Source organism: Actinomadura sp. GC306, from assembly GCF_004348665.1.
In the GTDB taxonomy this organism is placed as follows: Bacteria; Actinomycetota; Actinomycetes; order Streptosporangiales; family Streptosporangiaceae; genus Spirillospora.
In genome coordinates, this window is record NZ_SMKM01000037.1 from 25171 (window position 1) to 32737 (window position 7567).

Consider the following 7567-nt stretch of genomic DNA (forward strand, 5'->3'; position numbering starts at 1 on the left):
GTGAACGCTTGTCAGCGCGTGAACGCCTTGTTGGGGATGACGCTCGCCGACGCCTGCGCCAGCGGGCGGCCGCCCGCCTCGGCGAGCACCGCGTTGCTGACCATGCGGGTGCCGCCGGGGTGCACGCACGTCCCGGTCACCGTGTAGGTCTCACCGGACCGGACGCCGCGCAGGTAGTCGATGTTGAGGTTCAGCGTGAGCATCGGCAGGAAGCGGTCGCACGTGCTGCTCGCCGCGAGGCAGACCGCGTTGTCGAGGATCATCGCGATGTAGCCGCCGTGGACGATGCCGCCCGGGTTGCAGAGCTTCTCGGCGGGCGTCCAGGAGATCTCGATCCGGCCGGGTTCGGCGTCCGTGACGACCTGCCCGATGTAGTCGCTGATGTCGGAGATCTCCGGGAGCCGCTTGTCGCGCATCGCCCGGATGAACTCCACTCCCGACAGCGTGGTCCACATGTCGGCGGCCTCCTGCAGGGCCTCCGGGCTGGCCTCGACGCTCACGTGCACTCCTTGATCAGGGCAATTCTTAGAATCTTATTCGGTTTCGGGTGCGCGGGGCTGTGCCGTTCATCACGGCCGCCGGCGCCGCGGGCGGCGTGACGCGCGCTGCCGGGACGGCCGGGCGGCTATCGTCGGACGCATGGGAGACGGCGACGGCTGGGCGGGCTGCGGGCAGGGGCACACGCACTGGGGACGGTTCGGCGCGGCGGGCATGCTGCCCTACCACCGCGACGCCGGCGGCCAGGTGTGGGTGCTCCTCCAGCAGCGCGCGTGGTGGGGGCTCGGCGGCGGCACCTGGGGGATGTTCGGCGGCGCCCTGCACAGCCACGAGGACCCCGTGACGGGCGCGCTGCGCGAGACCGCCGAGGAGTGCACGCTCGACACCGGCGTGGTGAAGGTCCACGGCACGAGCGTCGAGGACCACGGCGGCTGGGCGTTCACCTCCGTGCTCGGGTCGCTGCAGGAGCTGCCCGAGGTCGGCCCCGCGTCCAGGGAGACGCGCCGCGCCGAGTGGGTGCGCGCCGAGGACGTCACCGGCCGCAAGCTGTTCGAGCCGTTCGAGCGGTCGTGGCCGCGGCTGCGCGAGGCGATGAAGGGCGTCACCCTCGTCGTGGACGCGGCGAACGTCGTCGGGGCCCGCGCCGACGGCTGGTGGAAGGACCGCGCCGGCGCGAACGCGCGGCTCCGCGACGACCTCAAGGCGCTGAACGCGGGCGTGCGCGGCATGCCCGGCGGCCTCGTCGAGTTCGACCGCTGCTTCCCCGAGGTCGTCCTGGTGGTGGAGGGCGCGGCGCGAGGCGTCGCCGACCGGCAGGCCGACGGGGTGCGGGTCGAGGCGGCCCCCGGCAGCGGCGACGACCGCATCGTCGACCTCGTCCGGGACGCGGGGCCCGACACCGCCCACCTGGTGGTGACCGCCGACCGGGAGCTGCGCGGGCGCTGCGAGGAGGCCGGAGCCTCCGTCATCGGCCCGCGCTGGCTCCTCGACCGCCTCTAGCCCTCCTGCGGCGGTCTCACATCTCCACGCGGTGACCGGCGTCCCGGAGGACGCCGGCCGCCTCCTTGAGCCTGTGGTCGGGCACGAGGACCAGGTCCGCGTGATAGGTGGACGCCACGAAGAGGGGGATCTCCGCCTCCGCGAGCGGCCCCACGATCTCGGCCGGGGTGCCCGGCACGCGCGGACCGCGGTCGCCGTCGCCGTAGAAGCCGGCCCAGACCTCCGCCTCGGCGAACGAGGGCGCGTCCCGGACGACGGTGAGCCCCTCGGGGGCGCGGATCAGCGCGATCCAGTCGTCGTCCTCCGGGAACGTGGCATGCGGCAGGTGCTCCACCGTGAACCGGCCGGGGACGACGTGCAGCCGCTGAGCGACCGCCCGCGGAAAGCCTTCGGTCATCCCGCCAGACTATTCAGGGACGAGCCACACCGCGCCCATGGGCGGGACCCGCATCACCGCCGAGGCGGGCAGGCCGTGCCACGGCTCGGCCGTCGCCTCGACCCGTCCGAGGTTTCCGACGCCGCTGCCGCCGTACTCGTAGGCGTCGGTGTTGACGACCTCCCGCCAGGCGCCCTCGCGGGGCAGGCCCAGCCGGTAGTCCTCGTGCGGGTTCCCCGAGAAGTTGACGACGCACGCCAGCACGGGCTCCTCGCCCTGCTCGCCGGTGCCGTAGCGCAGGTACGACAGGGTGTTGCCGCCCGCGTCGTTGCCGTCGATCCAGCGGAACCCCTCGTGGTCGCTGTCGCGCGTCCACAGCGCGGGCTCGGCCTGGTAGGCGCGGTTCAGCTCCCGGACGAGCTTCTGCAGCCCCACGTGGTCGGCGCCCTCGGCGGCGTTCTCCAGCAGCCACCAGTCGAGCGGGCGCTCCTCCGCCCATTCGGCGCCCTGCCCGAACTCCTGCCCCATGAAGAGGAGCTGCTTGCCGGGGTGCGACCACATGTAGGCGAGCAGGGCGCGCAGCCCGGCGAACTGCTGCCAGGAGTCGCCCGGCATCTTGCTCAGCAGCGACCCCTTGCCGTGGACGACCTCGTCGTGCGACAGCGGCAGGACGTAGTTCTCCGAGAACGCGTACACCAGCGAGAACGTGATCTCGTTGTGGTGGTAGTGCCGGAACACGGGCTCGTGGCGCAGGTACTCCAGCGTGTCGTGCATCCAGCCCATGTTCCACTTGAACCCGAACCCGAGCCCGCCGAGGTGGGTCGGCCGGGTCACGCCCGGCCACGCCGTCGACTCCTCGGCGATCGTCACGACGCCGGGGTTGCGCTTGTAGACGGTCGCGTTCATCTCCTGGAGGAACGAGATGGCCTCCAGGTTCTCGCGGCCGCCGTAGATGTTGGGCGTCCACTCGCCCTCGTTGCGCGAGTAGTCGAGGTACAGCATCGAGGCGACCGCGTCCACGCGCAGCCCGTCGATGTGGAACTCCTCCAGCCAGTACGACGCGTTGGCCACCAGGAAGTTGCGGACCTCGGCGCGGCCGAAGTTGAACACGAGCGTCCCCCAGTCGGGGTGCTCGCCGCGCGCCGGGTCGTCGTGCTCGTACAGGGCGGTGCCGTCGAAGCGGGCCAGCGCCCACTCGTCCTTGGGGAAGTGGGCGGGCACCCAGTCCATCAGGACGCCGATGCCGGCCTGGTGGAGCCGGTCCACCAGGTAGCGGAAGTCGTCGGGGTTCCCGAACCGGGATGTCGGCGCGTAGTACGACGTCACCTGGTAGCCCCAGGAGGGGCCGTACGGGTGCTCGGCGACCGGGAGCAGCTCGACGTGCGTGAAGCCCATCTCCTTGACGTACGCGGTGAGCTCTTCGGCCAGTTCCCGGTACCCGAGGCCGGGGCGCCACGACCCGAGATGCACCTCGTACGCGCTCATGGGCTCGTGCAGCCAGTCGCGGTCCTTGCGGCCGTCCATCCACTGGCCGTCGCCCCACTCGTAGGACGAGGTGAAGATGCGGGACGCCGTCGCGGGGGGATGCTCCGTGAACCGGGCCATCGGGTCGGCCTTGGTGCGCCAGACGCCGTCCGCGCCGAGGATCTCGTACTTGTAGCACATGCCGTCGCCCACGCCGGGGATGAACAGCTCCCAGACGCCGGTGGAGCCGAGCGACCGCATCGGGTACGCGCGGCCGTCCCAGTGGTTGAAGTCGCCCACGACGCGGACGCCGCGGGCGGTGGGCGCCCATACCGCGAAACCCGTCCCGTGCACGGTGCCGAACGCGGAGGCGTAGCTGCGGACCCGCGCGCCGAGCGCCTGCCACAGCTCCTCGTGCCGCCCCTCGCTGATCAGGTGCAGGTCGAGGTCGCCGAGCGTGGGCAGGTGCCGGTACGGATCGTCCTGGACGGTCTCGACGCCGTCCCCGTAGGTGACGGCGAGCCGGTAGTCGGGGACGGCGAGCGGCGCCTCGTCCGCGGCCCCGCCGGCCAGCGAGGTGCCGCTCGGCAGCGTCCCGGTGAACACCCCCTGGTGCTGGTGCCGGAGCGGATGCCGTTCGCCGCCGGGCAGCACGACCTCGACCTTCACCGCGAGCGGCCGCAGCGCCCGGACCGTCACCCCGTCCCGGCCCGGATGCGCCCCGAGGACGCCGTGCGGATCGTGGTGGTCGCCGCCGACGAGCCGGTCGATCTCCGCGCGCGTCACCCGTGCCATGACGTCATGGCCTCCCGTTCACTGAGATTTACCCCAGTAGGGGTGCCCCGAGATCGGCGGGTCTCACGTCGCGGGCGCACCTGTTTCCGGGAGCTTGACGTTTCCCGAGGTCCGGGGGACGGCAGCCGCCGATGTCCGGGGGAGGGCGACCGCACGGACGGCGCGACTCTTCGTCGGGGGTCGCGCCGAATGCGCCGTCCGTGCGGTCACGTCCGCCTGGCCCCTGCGGTGACACCGACCCCACCGCCCAGGGCTCCATTCCTGTGTCACCTCAGCGACACAGGTACCTTCCGTACCGGTGTGACCCGGCCCGGTCCGCCCCCGCTCGCGGACCGGGCCGCGCCCCTCCCCGGCCATGCCCCTCACGGGCCTCCGCGCTCCCCGCGCGCCTGGTCGAGCAGCAGCCGGCGCAGCCCCGCCGAGTCGTCGGCGGCCACCGTCATCGCGTATCCCGCCGCGAGTTGCGCGTCGCTCAGATCGCCGCTGCGGGTCGCGTACCAGCGCCCGGCGTCGCTGCGCCACACCTGCCAGCCCGGGAACTCCCCCTCGATGGCCGCCTTCAGATCGTCGAAGTCGCCCATCAAGGTCGTCCTTTCCCCGAGGCCGCTCTTCTGTATACAAAAGTCTTACTCGTACCGAGAGGTGTCAAGCTGTCCGTAAGCGGACCATGCCCCCGCGGATAGCGTGCGGACGGCATGGAAGGCAGGGAGGGCGAGCCACGATCGAACGCCGCGTCGAACAGCGGGTCGAACGGCTGGACGGCGCGTCCGGAAGAAGGGGAGGTGACGCCGGTGCCGGACCGACCCGCCTACCTGCGCATCGCCGACACGCTGCGGGAGGGCATCCGGGACGGCAGCCTCCCGCCGGGGACCCGGCTGCCGACCATCGCGGAGCTGTGCGCGGCCCACGGCGTCTCCGAGATCGTCGTCCGGCAGGCCGTCGCGCTGCTCCGCGGCGAGGGACTGGTCGAGACGCGCCGCGGCGGCGGCACCCTCGTCCGGGTCGTCCCGCCCGCCCGCCGGGTCGCGATGGACCGCTACCGGGCGGTGACGCGGCCCATGGCCGTCCCCGAGACGACCTTCACCCGCGACCAGCGGATCTCCTGGGAGGAGTACCGGCTGGACCGGGAGTTCACCCGGGTGCGGGCCGACGACGAGCTCGGCGCGCTGTTCGAGCTGCCGACCGGCGTGGAGCTGCTGCGCCGCCGGTTCGTCTTCCACGCCCGCGACGAGCCGCAGCAGATCTCCGTCAACTACCTGCCGTGGGACCTGGTCGGCGGCACCCCTGTGGCCGACCCGGCGCGCGAGCCGTGGCCCGGCGGGACGCTCGCGCAGCTGGCCTACCTCGGGCACCCGCCGACCCGGGTCGAGGAGGCCGTCCGCTCCCGCATGCCGACCCCGGAGGAGGCCGAGACGCTCCGGATGACCGGCGGGGTCCCGGTCCTCGCCATCACCCGCCGGCTGCTGTCGCGCGCCGCCGTGCTGGAGGTCTGCCGCGAGATCGTGCTGCCCGCCGACCGCGTCGTCCTGGACTACGCCATCGACCTGTGACGGCCCGCACCCGTCCGGCGCGGCCTGCCGCCACGGCCTGCCACCACGGGCGGCTCAGCCCGCCAGGCGGGCGAGGGACCGCAGCGGGACGGGCAGCCACGAAGGGCGGTTGCGCGCCTCGTAGCGGATCTCGTAGACGGCCTTGTCGAACTCGAAGGCCCGCACCAGCGCCGCGTGCCCGGCCGGGTCGGGCCCGCCGGCCGCGGCGTAGCCGGCGCAGAACGCGGCCCGGTTGCGCTCCGCCCACGCCTGGGCGCGCACCTCCAGCGCCTCCGCCGCGTCCGGCGGAACCTCGCCCTCCCGGGCGAGCAGGAACCGGGCCGCGTACTCGAACGAGCGCAGCATCCCGGCGACGTCCCGCAGCGGGTGCGCGGGCGCCCGGCGCTCGGCGGGCGTGCGCGCGGGCTCGCCCTCGAAGTCGAGCAGCACCCACCCGGCCTCGGTGCGCAGGACCTGGCCGAGGTGGTAGTCGCCGTGGACGCGCTGGACGGGCAGCGGCGCGGCCTCCGCGGCGACCTCGTCGAAGACCGCGCGGATCGCGGGGGCGTACGGGCGCAGTTCGGGCACGGCGGCGCTGACCTGGTCGAGCTGCTCGTTCATCGCGAACACCGCGTCGCGCAGCACCGTGGCGGGCGCGTGCGTCACCCCGAACGCGGCGGCCAGGTCGCGGTGCACCTGCGCGGTCGCGGCGCCGAGCCGCTCGGCCTCCGCGCCGAAGTCGCCGCCCGCCGCGGCGGCGTCGGCCGCGGTGAAGACGACCGGCGGGCCGTGCGGGGCGGGCTGGGCGAACCAGTCGCGGACGCTGGTGAGCGCGAGCTGCCAGCCGTCGGTCGCGGTGCGCAGGTACTCCGACAGCAGCGCCAGCGTGGCGGGCTCGTCCCCGGCCGCGTCCAGCCCGGTGCCGGAGCCGGGCTCCAGCTCGATCCAGCCGTGCACGGCGGGAATGTGGTCGCAGCCCTCGCGGGACAGCGCCAGGTTGACCTCCAGGTCCGGGTTGACGCCGGGGGCCAGGCGGCGGAACAGCTTGCAGATGTAGCCGTCGCCGAAGATCAGCGAGGTGTTGCTCTGCTCGGCCCCGAGGGGCGCGCCGTCCAAGTCCGTGCGGATGCCGGTGCCGGGCGCGCGGCGGAACCGCAGCGGCCCGACCAGCGTCTCGTTCGCCATGTACGTCAGCAGCGACCGGGTGAGCTCCGGGTCGTGGACGGCGTCGTAGACGTGCTCGGTGATCCCGTCCTCGCCGGTCAGCCGGCCGATGAGGCTCGGCTCCAGCCGGTCGGGCAGGTCGCGGCGGACGCCGAGGAGGAGCTGGTAGTGGTCGGTGGCGCCGTTCTGCCGGACGTCCAGGACCAGGTGGTGCAGCGCGGGGTCGCCGGTGCGCAGCTCGGTGGCGGTGCCGATGGACAGCTCGTCGATGGGGCCGTCCTTGCCGCCGAACCACCGCTGGCCGGGCAGCCAGCCGGCGAGAAGCCGGACGAGGGAGTGGTCGGGCGGCGGCACGGTCACCTCACCCCTTCTCCCCGGTCGTGGTCCTCGGGCGGGGGCGGCAGCAGGAACCAGTAGAAGCCGTGTCCGGGGAGGGTCAGCAGGTAGGGCAGCTCGCCGATGGGCGGGAACTGGACGCCGCCCATGCACTCGATCGGGGCGGAGCCGCGGAAGCGCCGCAGGTCCAGCTCGACCGGCTGGGGGAACCGCGACAGGTTGTTCACGCAGAGGATCGTGTCGACGCCGCCCCACTGGTTGCCCTCGCCGTTCGCCATTTCGCGGGTGAAGGCGAGGACGGAGGGGTTGGAGGCGGACAGTTCGACGTAGGAGCCGACGCCGAAGACGGGGTGGCGCTGCCGGATCTCGATCATTTTGCGGGTCCAGTGCAGCAGGGAGCCGGGGT

8 protein-coding genes are annotated in these 7567 nt (G+C 73.3%); 2 read left to right on the forward strand and 6 right to left on the reverse strand.

Annotation, left to right across the window (positions count from 1 at the left end; all coding sequences use genetic code 11):
* Positions 1-11: 11 nt before the first annotated feature.
* On the reverse strand, positions 12-500 hold the full coding sequence (locus E1200_RS08440; protein WP_243708414.1) for a PaaI family thioesterase: 489 nt from the start codon (positions 498-500) through the stop codon (positions 12-14).
* 139 nt (positions 501-639) lie between these two features.
* Here E1200_RS08440 and E1200_RS08445 point away from each other — a divergent pair, with 139 nt between their 5' ends.
* A complete protein-coding gene (locus E1200_RS08445; protein WP_131951250.1) occupies positions 640-1497 on the forward strand; it encodes an NUDIX domain-containing protein in 858 nt (285 codons plus the stop codon).
* A 16-nt stretch (positions 1498-1513) separates the two neighbouring features.
* Here E1200_RS08445 and E1200_RS08450 read toward each other — a convergent pair whose 3' ends face one another.
* The 3 genes from E1200_RS08450 to E1200_RS08460 all read right to left on the reverse strand — a co-directional run bounded on the left by E1200_RS08450 (position 1514) and on the right by E1200_RS08460 (position 4713).
* On the reverse strand, positions 1514-1894 hold the full coding sequence (locus E1200_RS08450; RefSeq protein ID WP_131951251.1) for an ACT domain-containing protein: 381 nt from the start codon (positions 1892-1894) through the stop codon (positions 1514-1516).
* Between the two features lie 9 nt (positions 1895-1903).
* A complete protein-coding gene (glgB, locus tag E1200_RS08455; RefSeq protein WP_131951252.1) occupies positions 1904-4132 on the reverse strand; it encodes a 1,4-alpha-glucan branching protein GlgB in 2229 nt (742 codons plus the stop codon).
* A 362-nt stretch (positions 4133-4494) separates the two neighbouring features.
* On the reverse strand, positions 4495-4713 hold the full coding sequence (locus E1200_RS08460; RefSeq protein ID WP_131951253.1) for a hypothetical protein: 219 nt from the start codon (positions 4711-4713) through the stop codon (positions 4495-4497).
* Positions 4714-4923: 210 nt separating this feature from the next.
* Here E1200_RS08460 and E1200_RS08465 point away from each other — a divergent pair, with 210 nt between their 5' ends.
* Positions 4924-5682, forward strand: a complete 759-nt coding sequence (locus E1200_RS08465; protein WP_131951254.1) for a GntR family transcriptional regulator — start codon at positions 4924-4926, stop codon at positions 5680-5682.
* A gap of 54 nt (positions 5683-5736) precedes the next feature.
* Here E1200_RS08465 and E1200_RS08470 read toward each other — a convergent pair whose 3' ends face one another.
* Both E1200_RS08470 and E1200_RS08475 read right to left on the reverse strand, forming a co-directional pair.
* A complete protein-coding gene (locus E1200_RS08470) occupies positions 5737-7185 on the reverse strand; it encodes an aminoglycoside phosphotransferase (RefSeq protein WP_347813205.1) in 1449 nt (482 codons plus the stop codon).
* A partial coding sequence (locus E1200_RS08475; protein ID WP_207933242.1) for an alpha-glucosidase C-terminal domain-containing protein occupies positions 7182-7567 on the reverse strand: 386 nt, incomplete at its 5' end. The genes E1200_RS08470 and E1200_RS08475, both read right to left, overlap by 4 nt.

What these genes read in the sequence shown, in the direction of transcription:
- glgB (WP_131951252.1), bottom strand. Translation starts at nt 4,132, where the DNA reads ATGGCACGGGTGACGCGCGCGGAGATCGACCGGCTCGTCGGCGGCGAC.
- E1200_RS08445 (WP_131951250.1), top strand. Translation starts at nt 640, where the DNA reads ATGGGAGACGGCGACGGCTGGGCGGGCTGCGGGCAGGGGCACACGCAC.
- E1200_RS08460 (WP_131951253.1), bottom strand. Translation starts at nt 4,713, where the DNA reads ATGGGCGACTTCGACGATCTGAAGGCGGCCATCGAGGGGGAGTTCCCG.
- E1200_RS08450 (WP_131951251.1), bottom strand. Translation starts at nt 1,894, where the DNA reads ATGACCGAAGGCTTTCCGCGGGCGGTCGCTCAGCGGCTGCACGTCGTC.